The following is a 15,485-nucleotide window of genomic DNA, read 5'->3' on the forward strand; positions in this document are numbered from 1 at the left end:
GGCTCCCCCAACCTGTGGCTTTCCAGGGCCTCGTCCCCTTGGAGGTCCCGGTTGTTCCGGACGGCGGGCAGGGGCGGGAGTGGGCTGAACGCGAACTCTCCCGCTCCGTGTACCAGGATGCCAAGCCCGGCCTGATCGAAAGGTTCTGGCAATGGGTGCGGGAGTTTTTCGCTGACCTCCTGGACGGCCTCACCGGCGTGGATCCGTCGCTGGGAGTGCTGCTGATCGCCGGGGGCGCGGCGGCAGTACTCGCAGTTTCCATAGTGCTGGTGCGGCCGCGGTTGAACGCCCGGCGCCGGAAGGAGCTTTTCGACGCCGGCGAACAACGGGTAGCGGTGGACCACCGCAGGCTTTCGGAGGAGGCTGCGGCGCGCGGTGAGTGGGACACGGCGCTGACCGAAAGACTGCGTGCCCTCATCAGGACAGCCGAAGAGCGCGTCATCCTCGATCCGCAGGCCGGCCGGACGGCGGCCGAGGCAGGGCAGGCGCTGGCCGGTTCCTTTCCGGCAGCCGCACCGGAAATCCGCTGGTTGGCCCGGCGCTTCGACGAGGTCCGGTACGGGCATCTCCTGGCAACATCCGTGGATGCCGAGCGCGCCCGGGACCTGGACCTGATGCTGGAACGCTCCGCCCCGGCCGCAACCGCTGCCCCGGCGCGAACCCTGGCGGTGCCCCGGTGACCGCCCCCGCTCCGGCCCCTGCCTCCGCGCGCCCGGCGGCACGCAACGCCCCGTCCGGATCCTTCCGGGCCACCCTCCGCGCCCGCTTGCGGGCGTGGCGGCTATGGATTGTGCTGGGACTGGTGCTGTGCCTGGTCGTGGTCCTGGGCCTGCTCCGCGGCACCGGCGACAACACCGCCTTGTCCCCCGTGAACCCTGCCCCAGCGGGTTCCATGGCAGCGGCCGAGATCCTGGCTGAACAGGGCGTCGAGGTGCTGGTGCCCTCCTCCCACGCCGAAGCCCGCTCGCTCCTGACCGGGCGCGGTGAGGACGCGACCCTGCTGCTGGTGGACCCGTCCGGGTACCTGGGCCCGTCCCAGCTGGAGGAGCTGAACGGGCAGGCCCGGCGGCAGGTGCTCGTTGAGCCCTCCTTTGAACAACTCGCGGCCTTGGCTCCGGGGATCCGGGCCGCCGGCGTCATGCCCGACGACGGCGCTGACGCCGCGCTCAGTCCCGGCTGCGACGCGCCAGATGCGCTGGCCGCGGAGAATATCGACGGCGGCGGACTGGCCTACCGGGCACCTCTGACCTGCTTCACAGCCTCCGGCGGTGACTCCGGCGTGTATGCGGCCGACGGCACCGGCGGCGTCGTCGTGCTGGGAAACGCTGGCCTGCTGGCCAATGAGTCGCTGGCCAGCCGCGGAAACGCTGCCTTGACCCTGCGGACCCTGGGGTCAACCGGCACGCTGATCTGGTATCTGCCCACGGTTTCCGATATCCCCGCCGGACAGGGTCCGGTGGATCCGCAGTCGCTGCTGCCGCAGTGGGTGGATCCGGTGCTGTTGTGGCTGCTGGTCGTGGCACTGCTGGCTGCCTTCTGGCGCGGCCGGCGGCTGGGCCCGCTGGCGGCGGAGCCGCTGCCTGTGGTGGTCCGGTCGGCGGAGACTGCGGAGGGGCGGGCCCGGCTGTACCAGGACAGCAGGGCAACCGAACGCGCCGCAGCCACCTTCCGTGCTGCAACGCTGACCCGATTGGCATCCCGGCTGCGGGTGGGACCGCAGAGCACCGCGGATATGGTGGTACGGGCTGCTGCCGCTGCCACCGGGCGGCGGCAGGCCGACGTCGAAGCGCTGCTGAACGGGCCGCTGCCGGCGACCAACGCGGCACTGGTGAATTGGTCGCAGGATTTGCAAGCCCTAGAGGAAGAGGTCACCGCATCATGAGCCAGCAGTATCAGCCGTACGGAGCGGGCCCGGCCCCGCAGCCTGCCCCGGCCCCGCCCGCTCCCCCGTCAGGATCGCTGGACACTCCGGCGGCCGGCGACCCGGTCCGGGAGGCGCTGCTGGCCGTCCGGCGGGAGGTGGCCAAGGCAGTGGTGGGCCAAGATGCCGCCGTAACGGGACTGATCATTGCCCTGCTGTCCCGCGGGCACGTGCTGCTGGAAGGTGTTCCCGGCGTCGCCAAGACCCTGCTGGTGCGCACCCTCTCAGCGGCCCTGGACCTGGACACCAAACGCGTCCAGTTCACCCCGGACCTGATGCCAGGGGACGTGACCGGCTCATTGATCTATGACGGCCGGACCTCGGAGTTCACCTTCCGCCACGGCCCCGTGTTCACCAACATCCTGTTGGCCGATGAGATCAACCGCACTCCCCCCAAGACCCAGGCCTCGTTGCTGGAGGCGATGGAGGAGCGCCAGGTTTCGGTGGACGGGGTCTCGCTTCCGCTCCCGGACCCGTTCATCGTCGCAGCCACCCAGAACCCGGTGGAGTATGACGGAACCTATTCCTTGCCCGAAGCGCAGTTGGACCGCTTCCTGCTGAAGCTGACCCTGGACCTGCCCGGACGCGAGGATGAAATAGAGATTATCCGGCGCCACAGCGGCGGATTCGATCCCCGCAACCTCGCGGGGGCAGGCGTGCAGGCCGTCGCCACGGCCGCGGACCTCGAACAGGCGCGCCAGGCGGTGGCCCGGGTGGAGGTGGCTCCGGAGGTGCTGGGCTACATCGTGGACCTGGTCCGTGCCACCCGCGCGGCGCCGTCGTTCCAGCTGGGGGTCTCGCCGCGCGGGGCGACTGCACTGCTGAACACCTCCCGGGCCTGGGCCTGGCTCTCGGGCCGCACGTTCGTCACCCCGGATGACGTCAAGGCCCTGACCCTGCCGGCCCTGCGGCACCGGGTGTCGCTGCGGCCGGAAGCCCAGATGGACGGCGTGAGCGTGGACGATGTGCTCGGCAGCATCCTTGCCACCGTCCCGGTGCCGCGCTAGGACGCCGGGCAGCCATGGCGATTTCGGGCCGGCTGGTCTTCCTGGCCGCAGCAGGAACAGTGGCGGTGCTGCTGTTCCCGGGCAGCACCGCGATCTGGCTGTGGCTGCTGCTGCTCACTGCCGCCGTCGCTGCGGACCTTCTGGCTGCAGCACCCCCAGGCGCGCTGCTCCTGGCACGCGCCGAACCGGCGGGCGTTCGCCTGGGTGAAACCGCCGAAGTGGAACTGACCATCACCAACACCGGTCCGCGCATGCTGCGCGGCAGCTTCCGGGACGGCTGGCAGCCCTCGGCGGGCGCGCTCAACCCCGTCCAGCGGCTGCAGATCCCCGGGCGTGAAACCCGGCGCTTCACGGTTACGCTGACACCGGAGCGGCGCGGAGAGCTGGACAGCAAGACGGTAGCCGTGCGCAGCTTCGGCCCGCTGGGACTCGCGGCCCGGCAACAGACCCTGCCGTGCCCGGCGAAGCTGAGGGTCCTGCCGCCCTTCCATGCCAAGGCGCACCTGCCCTCGAAGCTGCGGCGGCTGCGGGAGCTGGACGGGAACGCCTCGGTCCAGTTGCGCGGCGCAGGCACCGAGTTCGATTCGCTGCGCGATTACGTGCGCGGCGACGATGTCCGCTCCATCGACTGGCGGGCCACCGCCCGGCGCCGGGACACGGTGGTGCGGACCTGGCGTCCGGAACGGGACCGCCGGGTCATCCTGGCCCTGGACACGTCCCGCACCTCTGCGGCCAGGATCGGCGAGGAACCCCGGCTCGACACCGGGATCGAAGCCGCGCTGCTGCTGGCCATGCTCGCCCACGGCGGTGCCGACCGGGTGGACTTCCTGGCCTTTGACCGCCGGATCCGGGCGCGGGTGCGCTCCGCCGGAAAGGGCAACCTCCTGCACCAGCTGGTCACGGCCATGGCACCGCTGGAAGCCGAACTCATTGAAGCCGATTTTTCGCTGGTCCCCGGCGCGGTGCAGTCCGTCTCCGCACACCGTTCCCTGGTGGTGCTGATCACCGCCCTGGATTCCGGCGCCATTGAAGAGGGCCTGCTGCCGGTGCTGCCGCAGCTGCTGGACAAGCACGTGGTGGTGATTGCCTCGGTGCGGGACCCCGAGCTGGAGGACCTGCGCCGGCACCGCGATACCGCCACCGAGGCCTTCCGGGCCGCAGCAGCCGAGCGCGCGTTGCTGGACCGGGCGGCGGTGACGGCGCAGCTGCGCTCGATGGGCGCGGAAGTCGTTGACGAAACCCCGCATGAGCTGCCGCCCCGGCTCGCGGATCTCTACCTCAGGCTCAAGGCCACCGGGAGGTTGTAAGCATGGAGTCCGTGTACCGCAGTGTCCTCGGTGCCGATTTCGGCCGGCTGCAGCCACAGCTGCAGGAGTACTTCTCGGCTGCGCCCGGCGGAGGGATGTACGGCGAAGGGACAGGCGTCTTTGAAACGGCAGGCTGCCCGCGCGCCTGGCTGCGCCCGTTGCTCGGGCTGATTCCGGTCTCCAACGCTTTTTTCCCCGACTACGGGACACAGATCCCCTTCACGATCCGCAACTATCCGCATCTGGACCCGTGGAACCGGCCGGCGCTGACGGCGGTGCGGACCTTCCGCTTCCCCGGCGGCAGCCGGGTTTTCGAGGACACCACCGTACTGACCGGGCCCGGAAGCCTGACCGACTACCTGGGCCGGAAGCGGAACCTGGCCACCGACCTGATGCTGGCCGTGACGAAGCAGGGGCACCTGCGCATGGATTCGCCCAGCAGCCGGCTCTTCCTGGGGCCGCTGCGGGTCCCGCTGCCGGCGTTCGCCGCCGCTGACGCCCAGGTGGAGCAGTGGCACGACGACGCCACTGGCACCTTTCGGATCACCACCCGCGTCATCCAGCGGCAAGCCGGAACGGTCTTCGTCTATGACGGGAGCTTTCACTACGCGACCCGGACCTGGGACGGGCTGCTCCCGGCTGATGCCCTGCCGGCGCGGTGGGAACGCCGGCTCTAGGCGCAAGTCCCAGCCCGAAAGCGCAGCGCCGGCCAGGAAACCGGCTCAGCCTTCAGCCGCAACCTGGGTCAGGGCTTCGGCGGTCTGAGTGAGGCGGCTAAGTACCCGGCGGGCGGACGACGGCGATGCCTCGGCGAGCTCCCCGGCCGGCGTGAGGCGCAGGGCGGGCAGCGCCGTGGCCGGCAGGCCGATCTTGGACCAAGGCCGCAGCACGTCCTGGACCAGGGCCTTGACCTGCCGCGGCTCGGTATTTGCGGTGTTTCCGTTGTCCCCGCCGGGGACCGGCAGGACGCCCAGCCAAATGCTGCGCCCGCCCTCCACTGCCTCGGCGATCCCCTCCCAGTCCCGGCCGGTGAGGCCTTCGGCGGGCAGGGCCGCGCCGTCTGCGCCGGCTCCGAGGGCCAGGGCGAACGGGCTTTGGGCTCCGGCCCGCAGGGCGCCCGAGCGGGCCGCCTCCGGCAGCCGGAGTACGGTCTGCGCGGCACCGGCCCCGGAAAGCGCCTCGATCATCTGCTGCCAGGCCGAGGACACCTCGGAGGCAGGCACCGAGCGCAGGGTGCGGTAGCCGCTGGCCGTGGGGATGGTCCCGCCGAGCACGTCGGCAATGTCCGGTTCGTCGAGCTGGACAATGATGTCGGCTCCCGGCACGGCCTCCCGGACGCGGGCCACGAAGTCCGCTGCACCGGCGGCCAGGGACTGCAGCAGCTCGCGCCGGGCACCGGCATCGGACAGTGCCCGCTCGCCGCTGTGCAGATACAGTCCGGCGGCCAGGGACAGCGGCCCGCGCAGTGAAACCTTCAGTGCCTTTCCGGGTCTCTCCTCCACGCCGGCGACGTCGGCCAGGGCGTTGATGTCCTGGCCCAGCAGGGACACGGCCCGCCGGTGGTCCTTGCCGGGGCGGGGCACCAGCCGCCAGCCGTGCGGCTGGACGTCGACTGCCAGGTCAACCAGCAGCGCGGCGGTGCGGCCCAGGGCATCGGCTCCGGGGCCGCGCGCCGGCAGTTCCACCAGGAACGGAAGGTGGGGGTCACCGAGTTCGCCCCGGATGATCCGGGTGGCCTCTGCCGGGTCGGTGCCCGGCCAGGAGCCCAGCGCTGTGGCCGTCACCGTGGTGGAAGCCGGCTGGATGTCCGGGGTGTGGGTTTCCCGCTGGTCAGAGTCCCGCTGCATTGCTGTTGCCGCCGTTGTGGTTGTCGGAGATCGCCTGATGGTGCCGGATGACCTCGCTGATGATGAAGTTCAGGAATTTCTCGGCGAAGGCCGGATCCAGGTGTGCGTCTTCAGCCAGGCGCCGCAACCGGCTGATCTGCGCGGCCTCGCGCCCCGGGTCGCCGGCCGGAAGGCTGTGCTCGGCCTTGAGGAAGCCCACCCGCTGGGTTGCCTTGAACCGTTCGGCCAGCAGATAGACCAGCGTGGCGTCGATGTTGTCGATGCTGCTGCGCACGGCGAGCAGCTCCTGCATGACGTCGTCGGATACCTTCCCGGCGAGGGAACTGGCCGTGGGGTCGAACTCTTCTGCGGGTGTCTGGGTCATAGCTCCAGTCTAGGGTCCGGGCCACGCCGGGGCAGAGCACATTACGCCGCGGACCTCAGGAGACGGCGTTGGGATCCCATTCCAGGGACCGCGCCGCGTCAATGGTGGCCTGGCCCAGCACGCGGGTGCCCTGGTAGATCACCATGGACTGGCCCGGAGCGACGCCGCGCATCGGCTCGTCCAGCCGCACCACCAGCTCCTCACGGGTTCCGCCGCCGTCTTCATCGGTGGCCACGTCTTCCATCCAGCCGCGGGCCGCCACGGGATCGCCGTGCGCACGAACCTGCACCATGCAGTCAAAAGGTGCCCGGGCAGCAATCTCAGGAATCGGCAGCCCGGCCCAGGAGATCTTGATCCCGCGCATCTGGTCGATATTCAGCAGCTTCTCCGGGCCCACGATGACCTTGTTTTCCTTGGGCCGGATTTCGAGCACGAAGCGGGGCTTGCCGTCGTCGGCCGGACGGCCCAGCTTCAGGCCCTTGCGCTGGCCCACGGTGAAGGCGTTGGCGCCGGGGTGGGTGCCGATCTTCTCGCCGGAGGCGTCAACGATGTCGCCCTCGGTCATGTCGATGCGCTCTTCGAGCCAGCCGCGGGTATCGCCATCGGGAATGAAGCAGATGTCGTGGCTGTCCGGCTTGTTGGCCACGGACAGCCCGCGGCGCTCGGCCTCGGCCCGGACCTCGGCCTTGGACGGGGTTTCGGCCAGCGGGAACATCGAGTGCTTGAGCTGTTCGTGGGTCAGTACGCCCAGCACGTAGGACTGGTCCTTGGCCCAGTCTGCCGCGCGGTGCAGTTCCGGGTTGCCGTCGGCGTCGGTGATGACCTTGGCGTAGTGGCCGGTGCAGACGGCGTCAAAGCCCAGGGCGAGGGCCTTTTCCAGCAGGGCGGCGAACTTGATCCGCTCGTTGCAGCGCATGCACGGGTTGGGGGTGCGGCCGGCGGCGTATTCGGCAATGAAATCGTCCACCACGTCTTCCTTGAACCGCTCGGAAAAGTCCCAGACGTAGTACGGGATGCCCAGGATGTCGCACGCGCGCCAGGCGTCGCGGGAGTCCTCGATGGTGCAGCAGCCGCGGCTGCCGGTGCGCAGGGTCCCGGGCATGCGCGAGAGCGCCAAATGGACGCCGACGACGTCGTGCCCTGCTTCCACTGCCCGTGCTGCTGCTACCGCGGAGTCCACTCCGCCGCTCATTGCTGCCAATACCTTCATGAAGTAAAACCTGTTCCTGCTGTTTGGATGCTGCTGACGTGGGAGGCCATTCCGGCCTTTTTGGCCCGTTCATAGGCTTCAGGCAAAGCGGCCAACAACGTATCAACGTCTTCGCGGGTGGTTGTATGCCCGAGGCTGAAGCGCTGCGCGCCGCGGGCCTGTGTTTCGCTCAGCCCCATGGCCAGCAAGACGTGGGAGGGCCGCGGCACTCCTGCCGTGCAGGCCGAACCGGTGGAGGATTCCACTCCGGCCAGGTCCAGCAGGAACAGCAGCGAATCCCCTTCGCAGCCGGGGAAGGTGAAGTGCGCGTTGCCCGGCAGCCGGCGGGGCATGCCGTTGGCATGGCTGCCGTCGGTGCCGTCGTCGCGCGGTCCGCGCAGTTGCGCGGCGGGGATGAGGGCCTCGACGCCGGTGACCAGGTCCTGGCGCAGGGCACGCAGCCGGGCTGATTCGGCCGGAAGGTTCTCCGTGACCTCGCGGGCCGCGGCAGCGAAGGCGGCAATACCGGGGGTGTCAAGCGTTCCCGAGCGGATATCCCGCTCCTGCCCGCCACCGTGCATCACCGGTGTGAGTTTGACGGCGCGCCCGACGACGAGCGCGCCGATGCCCACCGGGCCGCCGATCTTGTGGCCGCTGATGGCCATGGTGTCAACGCCCGCGGCGCGGAAGTCCACAGCGATTGCGCCAAAAGCCTGCACGGCATCGGTGTGGACGGGCACGCCATAGGAGTGGGCGAGCGCCGTGATGGCCGGGATGTCCTGGACCGTGCCCACTTCGTTGTTGGCCCACATCACGGTGAGCAGTGCCGTGGTGTCGGCATGGGCTTCCAGTTCCGCGCGGATCGCATCCAGGGGCACCACGCCGTCGGCGTCCACCGGCAGCCACACAACGGTGGCTCCCTCGTGCTTTTCCAGCCATTGGACCGTGTCCTGGACTGCGTGGTGCTCAATCGGAGAGCAGAGGATGCGGGTGCGGGCCGGGTCGGCGTCGCGGCGGGACCAGTACAGGCCCTTCACGGCCAGGTTGTCCGCCTCGGTGCCGCCGGAAGTAAAGATGATTTCCGAGGGATGGCACCCGGCGGCGGCGGCCAGGGCCTCGCGCGATTCCTCCACCACCATCCGGGCGCGGCGGCCTGAGCCGTGCAGCGAGGACGGGTTTCCGCTGCGGCGAAGTTCTGACGTGAGTGCGGCGAGGGCCGATGCCGAGATAGGCGTGGTCGCCGCGTGATCTAGGTACACGGGCACCGTCCAATTCTAACGGTGATTGGTACGGTTGCCGATTCCTCTTCGGAGGGCCTGCGCGGCCGTGGCAGACTGCTGCTGTGACACTCCTGCCTGCCCTGGCCACCCGGCTGGCCGCTGCGGCGCCGGAACGCCGGGTGTTCGTTGCGGTGGACGGCGTGGATGGATCCGGGAAGACCATGTTTGCCGACGCGGTGGCAGCCGAAGTGGTTTCCGCCCCCGATCCGCGGCCTGTCCTCCGGATTTCCCTGGACGACTTCCATCACCGGCGCGCCACCCGCTACCGGCGGGGGCAGCGCTCCGCCGCCGGGTTTCGCCTGGACTCCTACAACCTGGAGCAGTTCCGGTCCTATGTGCTGACCCCATTGAAACCCGGGGGCAGCGGCTCCTTCCGGCGGGCCGGACATGATCTTCGGACTGACGCGGTGCTGGCACCGGAGCCGGAACCGGCCGCCCCCAACGCCGTAGTCCTGGTGGACGGCCTTTTCCTGCACCGGCGCGAACTGGCCCCGGAGTGGGACTTTTCCGTGTTTCTAGACGTTCCGTTTGCCGTGAGTGCCGCCCGGATGGCGGTCCGTGACGGGTCTCCTGCCGATCCGGACCATCCCCTCCTGCAACGCTATGTGGGTGGCCAACGGCTTTATTTCGCCGATTCCGATCCCGCCCTTCATGCCACCGTCGTGATTGAGAATACGGATCCCCAGCGTCCGCGGATCATCAGCGCAACCCAGGCCAGCTACCGCGGGGGCTAGAATCGTGCTTCCGCACAGCGAATCCGCCGGCACCGGGCCTTCCGAGGAAAGGCTGGGAAACGTAGTGGCGCGCTGCGACGTTATACCCGTGTAAGCCTGAGCCCCGCAGGCCCCGCATCTGCAGGACCGCAGGCAAACTGACCCGCCGGCCACGAGACCCGCCGGGCAACCAGAGAGGAACCGCCGTGAGTACGTCGCCCAAAACGCTGTATGAGGTTTTGGGTATCACCCCCGCGGCCACGGCGGACCAGATCAAGGCGGCCTACCGTAAAGCGGCCCGGGCCACCCATCCCGACGCCGGCGGAAGCAGTGAGACCTTCCACATCGTTGCCCAGGCCTACGAGGTGCTGTCCGACCCCGCGCACAAGGCTGCCTATGACCTGCGGCTGGGCCGCGGCACAAGGCCGGGGGCAGGATCGGCAGCCGGGACCGCGGGGCCTTCGCAGGCCCGCACCGCCTACCCGCAGTCCGCTGGACCGGCCCGGGATGCGCTCGCTGATGCGCCGCGTTTTGTTCCCGATTTTTCCCCGGGCTCGCCTCCGGTGCTGCCGCTGGCCCTGGCCGGGCAGCAGGTGCACGGCTCTCCGCGCCGCCCCGGCTTTTTCTCGCGGCTGGGGTCGGGCGCCGCGGCCCGGTACGACGGCGAGGTCCTCACCATCGGTCTGCTGCAACGAACGCTGCTGGCCGATTATCCAGCCGGGCGCCTGGTCAACGGGCTCCACATGCCGGACCGCTCACCGCGCGGCGGGAACCTGGACGTCGGCCATGTGCTGCTCGGCGGGTACCGGATGGCGGTGCTGGAATCGCAGCTGGCCGCACCGGGCAACTACAACTGGGACGGCCGCCACCTGCGCAACCGCGGCCGGGAAGTAAACACTGGACGGCTGGCCGATTCCGTCCGCACGCTGCAGGACCGCTTCCCGGAGTGCAACGTCACCGGGTGGGTCCTGCTGCACAGCCCCAACGGCAACCCTTTCGAGCCCGTGGTGGACTATCCGCCCTCGCTGAGCCGGCGTTCCCCGGCCATGGTCCATGTGGGCAACGCCGGAACCCTGCAGCGCGAGCTCCGGCGTTTCTTCAACGACGGACCCCAGCCCAATGTGGTGCAGCTACCGGTTCTCGGCGGGCTGATTGATGCGTCTACCCGCTAGCGGGCGCGGGCATAGGATGGGGGTGTGTTCCGCATTCTTTTCCACAGCCCTGAAATTCCCGGCAATACCGGCAACGCCATCCGCCTTGCCGCCATCACCGGAGCCGAACTCCATCTCGTTGAGCCGCTGGGCTTCGAGCTGGAGGACTCCAAGCTGCGCCGTGCCGGCCTGGACTACCATGACCTCGCCGTCCTGCACGTCCATCCGAACCTCGAGGCGGCATGGAAGGCGCTGGCCCCGGAACGGGTTTATGCCTTCACCTCGGCCGGTGAAACCTCCTACACCGACATTGCCTACCAGCCGGGCGACGTGCTGATGTTCGGCCGGGAATCGGTGGGCCTGCCCGAGGACGTGCTGCAGGATCCGCACGTCACCGCCCGTGTCCGCCTGCCGATGCTGCCGTCACTGCGGTCCCTGAACCTTGCCAATTCCGCATCCATCGCCGTTTACGAAGCCTGGCGCCAGCAAGGCTTCGAAGGCGCACAGCTCTAAGGACCGCCTCATGCCTGAGACCACTATTGGAACAGCGTTCGACGACGGCGCCGCCGACTTTGAGCGGCTGGCCCCCTCGCTGTGGAACCCGATGGGCAACGCCCTGGTGGCTGCGGCTGAAATCGGCCTGGGCGAGAGCATCCTCGACGCTGGCTGCGGTACCGGGGCGACCACTATTCCGGCCGCACAGTATGCCGGACCGGGTGCACGGGTCCACGGAGTGGATCTTTCCGCCGCGATGCTCACCCTGGCGCAGGCAAAGGCAACCACCCTGTCCCTGGAGAACGTCTCGCTGTTTCAGGGCGATGTCACCGCCTGGACCAGCGATGAACCCTATGACGTTGTCCTCGCCGCCTATTCGATCTTCTTCCTGCCGGACATGGACGCAGGGGCCGCCCATTTGGTCTCCATGCTGCGGCCCGGCGGACGCCTGGCCGTGAGCACCTGGGCGGAAGGCTCGCTGTCGCCGTTCACCGACCTGCTGGTCCAGGAGTGCACCCGGGAAGAGCCCGACCGGGAAAGGAACCTCGCCGCGGCGCGAGCCAGCGTCCGGCGCCTGGAGACCCCCGAGAAGCTCACGGCCTGGCTCGAAGGCCTGGGGCTGGAGGAGGCCAAGGTCCTGTCCACTCCGGCGCAGGTCCAGCTCAGCCCGTCGCTGGCCTGGTCCCTGGTGCTCGGCAGCGGGCTGCGCCACCTTCTTCCGGCCGACCCCGAAGCTGCCGGGAGGGTCAAGGAGCGTTTCCTGGCCCTGCTCGGCGAAGAACACAATTTGAACGCCGATACCCTGATCGCGTCTGCCGTCCGGCCTTAAGGGCAGCGCCGGGCGTCGGACGCATCCGGTCCGGCCCAGTCGGACGCATCCGGTCCGGCCCATCCGCGCAGCCCGTGGCTGCGAAGACCCTGCATGCGAGTACAGGGACAGACCGAGGACACGGCTGCTGCGGCACGCCTGGAAACCCTGATTCCGGTGACGGCATCCGGGCCTCTATGCTGGAGCCCTATGGACACGTCCAATCAGGGCAGGCATTCCCCCTCGCAGGCCTCCGCGGCGCCATCGGCAGGCAAAGCCGCGGGGAACGCCGCCGCGCAGACCGGCCCGCACACTCCGCTCGAGGACCTGCTGGCAGGCATTGCCCGGGGCAGCCAGGACGATTTTGCCGCCTTTTATGCCCAGACCTCCCGGCGGGTGTACGGGCTGGCCCGGCGGGTGCTGATTGACGCCGAACTCAGCGAAGACACCACCCAGGAGGTCTACCTGCAGGTCTGGACCAACGCCGCCCGCTTTGATCCGGCGCTGGGCTCACCGCTGGCCTGGCTCCTGACCCTGGCCCACCGCCGGGCCGTGGACCGGGTCCGGTCCGAACAGAGCTCGGCTAACCGCGAGGCACGCTACGGCGCAGCCATGCAGGAGCCTGACTATGACAATGTGGTGGACACCGTCACCCAGCGGCTGGACGCCGAGGCCGTGACGGCCTGCCTTCAGTCACTGACTGACACCCAGCGTGAATCGGTCCGGCTGGCCTACTACGGCGGGCTGACCTATCGTGAAGTCGCGGAAAAGCTCAACGCCGCAGTGCCAACCATCAAGTCGAGGATCCGCGACGGCCTGATCCGATTGAAGAATTGCCTGGGGGTGAACGCAGATGCCGGAGAACAGCGCTGAGGACACGCTCAACCAGGATCTGGCAAACGGCCGGCTGCTGGAATGGGCCGAAGTCTACGCCTTGGACGCACTCCCCCGCGAAGAGCAGCAGGCAGTGGACAACGCCCTGGAACAGGCGGATCCTGCCCTGCGGCAGGCCTTCCTGCAACGGGTCTGGCGAACGAGGGAAGCCCTCGCCGGGGGCTACCGGGCCGAAGCTGCTCCACCGGCTGACCTGTTCGAGCGGATCGTCGCCCGGCTGCCCGGGCGTGAAGCCGGGACCGGCGGCACCCCGCAGCCGACAACTGCTGCTCCGTCCGCACAGCCCGGGGACGAACTGGCTGCCCGCCGCAGCCGGCGCAGCCCGCTGGGGGCTGCGGGACGCTGGATCCTGGCCGGAGCCGCCGCGGCCGCCATAGTGGTGGGCGGGGTCAGTATTGCCTCCAACCTCGACCCGGATTCCGTGAGCGAGGAAGTGCTGCAGGCCTCGGACCTGCAGCAGCGCGTGATCGAGCTGCCCACCGGCGGAACAGCCGAGGTGGCCCTGTCCAAGGGCGAGGACGCCGCCGTCGTGACCCTCAGCGGGGTTCCCGCCCCGCCCGAAGGCTCCGTCTACCAAATGTGGCGCGTTCCCGCGGACGGCTCGGCGCCGGTTTCGGTGGGCACCATGACCGGCGAGGACGTGTCCGGGTCCAAGGCCACGGAGCTGACCGGTATCGATCCCTACAGCGCGGTGGCAGTCACTGTGGAGCCCGACGGCGGCTCGGTTACTCCAACCCTGCCCGTGGTCCTGGAGATCCCCTTCTCCGCCTAGAAACCTGCGATCGTCTGGTCGGTGTTGACGCCCACCACGTGGAACGCCTCGGCGGGGGCGCCGTCGGGCAGAGAGAACCGGCGCCCGTTCTCCGCGAGCATGCCGCGCACCGCGGTTTCCATTCGGTCGATGTCCGGATGCTGGCTGGCGTGGACGCGGATGGCAGCGAGCTTGGCATCCACCGTGGAACTGATGTCCACCGCGTGGTTTTCGCGTTCCCGCGGGGCGCCATAGAACCACAGCCACGGAACCTTGTAGGCCTCCAGGCCCTGCCCGGCCAGCTCCGGGTAGGCAAAGGGATTCTCCGCCGCCGGGTACACCGCCCGCGTGACGATCTCTCCGCAGGCCAGGTGGTCCGGATGACTGGCCTGGATCCGGTCCCAGTTCCGTTCCGGATGCATCGACAGGACGACGTCGGGACGTACCGTGCGGATGAGGGCCACGGCCTTACCCACCACCTCGTCGGTGACGGCCAGGAAGCCGTCCCGCTCGCCCAGGAAGTGAAGGTCCCGGACCCCCACCAGCGCCGCGGCCGCGGCCTGTTCGCTGCTGCGCAGCTCGGTAATACCCTCCCGGTTCCCCGGTTCAAAGCCCCCGGCGTCCCCGGCGGTCATGATGCAGTAGGACACCTCGGCGCCGGCTGCGGTCCAGGCCGCGATGGTTCCAGCCGCACCGAAGTCGATGTCGTCCGGGTGGGCAGCGAAGGCCAGTACCCTTTTGACGGTCTGCGGGACTTGGGCAGAGATGTGCATTAGGACCTGCGCTTCTTGATTTCCTCGGTGGCCTGCGGAAGTACCGAGAACACGTCGCCAACGATGCCGAAATCGGCGATCTCGAAGACCGGTGCGTCCGGATCCTTGTTCACGGCCACGATCACCTTGGCCGTCTGCATGCCGGCTTTCTGCTGGATCGCTCCGGAGATGCCGGCCGAAATGTAGAGCTGCGGCGACACCGTCTTGCCGGTCTGGCCCACCTGCGCGGAGTGCTCGATCCAGCCGGCGTCGGTGGCTGCACGGGAGGCGCCCACCGCTCCGCCGAGCGCATCGGCGAGGTCCTCCACAGGGCCGAAGTTGCCATCCATGCCGCGGCCGCCGGCCACGATCACGCGGGCCTCGGACAGCTCGGGACGTCCGCTGACGCGCTTTTCCGTGCGGCCGGTGATCCGCGCTGCCGGCCCGGCGTCGACGGCGTCGACCAGCCGGCGCTCGGGCACGGCCGCCGCCTGCGGTTCTGCGGGCTCAACACTGTTGGCCTTGACCGTAATAACCGGAACACCGGTCTGCACCCGGCAGGTGGAGGTGTAGGAGCCGGCCAGGACGGACTTGGTCACGGACAGGTCCGGCGCCACGGCCACGGCGTCGGTAATGACCCCGGAATTCAGTTTCACGCCGATGCGGGCTGCCACTTCGCGGTCCTCGAAGGAATTGCCGAGCAGGACCGCGGCAGGATCCGCGGCGCGGACCGCAGCGGCGAGGAAGGCAGCCTTGGCTGCGATCAGGACATCGTCCAGCGGCTGCGCGGGTTCGTAGACGGCGCGTGCGCCGTACTCCCCCAGGGCTGCCAGGACGTCCGGGTCCAGGGCGCGGGGGCTGGCCACGAGAGGTTCGCCCACCGTGCCGGCGATGGTCAGCAGTTCTCGGCTTGCGCGCGGCAGCGGCAGCCCCGGGACGTCGATAAAGACCAGGACAGAGGCCATGGTGGACTCTCCTTAAAGGCATCGGGCGCAGCCGGAGCGGC

Annotated in this window: 17 protein-coding genes; 11 read left to right on the forward strand and 6 right to left on the reverse strand. The window is 69.3% G+C overall.

What is annotated here, in order from left to right; translation table 11 throughout:
- Positions 1–14: 14 nt before the first annotated feature.
- Genes KKR91_RS12510 through KKR91_RS12530 form a run of 5 tightly spaced genes read left to right on the forward strand, consistent with a single transcriptional unit; the run spans position 15 to position 4,912 of the window.
- Positions 15–680, forward strand: coding sequence for a DUF4129 domain-containing protein (locus KKR91_RS12510; RefSeq protein ID WP_210231227.1), 666 nt, complete (start codon positions 15–17; stop codon positions 678–680).
- On the forward strand, positions 677–1,882 hold the full coding sequence (locus KKR91_RS12515) for a DUF4350 domain-containing protein (RefSeq protein WP_210231226.1): 1,206 nt from the start codon (positions 677–679) through the stop codon (positions 1,880–1,882). The genes KKR91_RS12510 and KKR91_RS12515 overlap by 4 nt, the downstream gene beginning before the upstream one ends.
- Positions 1,879–2,928 carry an AAA family ATPase gene (locus tag KKR91_RS12520; protein WP_210231225.1) on the forward strand — a complete coding sequence of 350 codons (1,050 nt, stop codon included), beginning with the start codon at positions 1,879–1,881 and terminating at the stop codon, positions 2,926–2,928. The genes KKR91_RS12515 and KKR91_RS12520 overlap by 4 nt, the downstream gene beginning before the upstream one ends.
- Positions 2,929–2,942: 14 nt before the next feature.
- A complete protein-coding gene (locus tag KKR91_RS12525) occupies positions 2,943–4,235 on the forward strand; it encodes a DUF58 domain-containing protein (protein WP_210231224.1) in 1,293 nt (430 codons plus the stop codon).
- Between the two features lie 2 nt (positions 4,236–4,237).
- Entirely contained in the window at positions 4,238–4,912 is a 675-nt protein-coding gene (locus tag KKR91_RS12530) for a DUF4166 domain-containing protein (RefSeq protein ID WP_210231223.1), read from the forward strand.
- A 45-nt stretch (positions 4,913–4,957) separates the two neighbouring features.
- On the opposite strand, the gene KKR91_RS12535 is transcribed toward KKR91_RS12530, so the two are convergent.
- The 4 genes from KKR91_RS12535 to KKR91_RS12550 are packed head-to-tail and all read right to left on the reverse strand — an operon-like array spanning position 4,958 to position 8,900.
- The gene (locus KKR91_RS12535) at positions 4,958–6,082 is read right to left on the reverse strand and encodes a uroporphyrinogen decarboxylase/cobalamine-independent methonine synthase family protein (RefSeq protein WP_210231222.1); all 1,125 of its coding nucleotides are present in this window, start codon (positions 6,080–6,082) and stop codon (positions 4,958–4,960) included.
- Complete coding sequence (locus tag KKR91_RS12540) at positions 6,066–6,446, reverse strand: chorismate mutase (protein ID WP_210231221.1); 381 nt, start codon at positions 6,444–6,446, stop codon at positions 6,066–6,068. Before KKR91_RS12540 ends, KKR91_RS12535 begins: the two co-directional genes overlap by 17 nt.
- A gap of 55 nt (positions 6,447–6,501) precedes the next feature.
- The gene (gene mnmA, locus KKR91_RS12545; protein ID WP_210231220.1) at positions 6,502–7,656 is read right to left on the reverse strand and encodes a tRNA 2-thiouridine(34) synthase MnmA; all 1,155 of its coding nucleotides are present in this window, start codon (positions 7,654–7,656) and stop codon (positions 6,502–6,504) included.
- A complete protein-coding gene (locus KKR91_RS12550) occupies positions 7,653–8,900 on the reverse strand; it encodes a cysteine desulfurase family protein (protein ID WP_210231219.1) in 1,248 nt (415 codons plus the stop codon). Before KKR91_RS12550 ends, mnmA begins: the two co-directional genes overlap by 4 nt.
- A gap of 77 nt (positions 8,901–8,977) precedes the next feature.
- Between KKR91_RS12550 and KKR91_RS12555 the strand changes: the two genes are divergently transcribed.
- The 6 genes from KKR91_RS12555 (at position 8,978) to KKR91_RS12580 (ending at position 13,748) form a co-directional block, all read left to right on the forward strand.
- Entirely contained in the window at positions 8,978–9,649 is a 672-nt protein-coding gene (locus KKR91_RS12555) for a nucleoside/nucleotide kinase family protein (protein WP_210231218.1), read from the forward strand.
- Positions 9,650–9,834: 185 nt separating this feature from the next.
- Entirely contained in the window at positions 9,835–10,800 is a 966-nt protein-coding gene (locus KKR91_RS12560; protein WP_210231217.1) for a J domain-containing protein, read from the forward strand.
- Between the two features lie 24 nt (positions 10,801–10,824).
- Positions 10,825–11,292 (forward strand): tRNA (cytidine(34)-2'-O)-methyltransferase, encoded by a 468-nt coding sequence (locus KKR91_RS12565; protein WP_210231216.1) that lies wholly within the window; start codon positions 10,825–10,827, stop codon positions 11,290–11,292.
- A gap of 10 nt (positions 11,293–11,302) precedes the next feature.
- Entirely contained in the window at positions 11,303–12,103 is an 801-nt protein-coding gene (locus tag KKR91_RS12570; protein ID WP_210231215.1) for a class I SAM-dependent methyltransferase, read from the forward strand.
- A gap of 189 nt (positions 12,104–12,292) precedes the next feature.
- Positions 12,293–12,955, forward strand: a complete 663-nt coding sequence (gene sigK, locus KKR91_RS12575) for an ECF RNA polymerase sigma factor SigK (RefSeq protein ID WP_210231214.1) — start codon at positions 12,293–12,295, stop codon at positions 12,953–12,955.
- On the forward strand, positions 12,936–13,748 hold the full coding sequence (locus tag KKR91_RS12580; RefSeq protein WP_210231213.1) for an anti-sigma factor: 813 nt from the start codon (positions 12,936–12,938) through the stop codon (positions 13,746–13,748). Before sigK ends, KKR91_RS12580 begins: the two co-directional genes overlap by 20 nt.
- On the opposite strand, the gene KKR91_RS12585 is transcribed toward KKR91_RS12580, so the two are convergent.
- Both KKR91_RS12585 and KKR91_RS12590 read right to left on the reverse strand, forming a co-directional pair.
- Entirely contained in the window at positions 13,745–14,500 is a 756-nt protein-coding gene (locus KKR91_RS12585) for a PIG-L deacetylase family protein (RefSeq protein WP_210231212.1), read from the reverse strand. The genes KKR91_RS12580 and KKR91_RS12585 overlap by 4 nt on opposite strands.
- Positions 14,500–15,444: an electron transfer flavoprotein subunit alpha/FixB family protein gene (locus KKR91_RS12590; protein WP_210231211.1), complete on the reverse strand. Its 945-nt coding sequence runs from the start codon at positions 15,442–15,444 to the stop codon at positions 14,500–14,502. Before KKR91_RS12590 ends, KKR91_RS12585 begins: the two co-directional genes overlap by 1 nt.
- Between the last annotated feature and the right edge of the window lie 41 nt (positions 15,445–15,485).

The sequence above is a fragment of the Arthrobacter jiangjiafuii genome, assembly GCF_018622995.1.
Taxonomy (GTDB): Bacteria; Actinomycetota; Actinomycetes; order Actinomycetales; family Micrococcaceae; genus Arthrobacter_B; species Arthrobacter_B jiangjiafuii.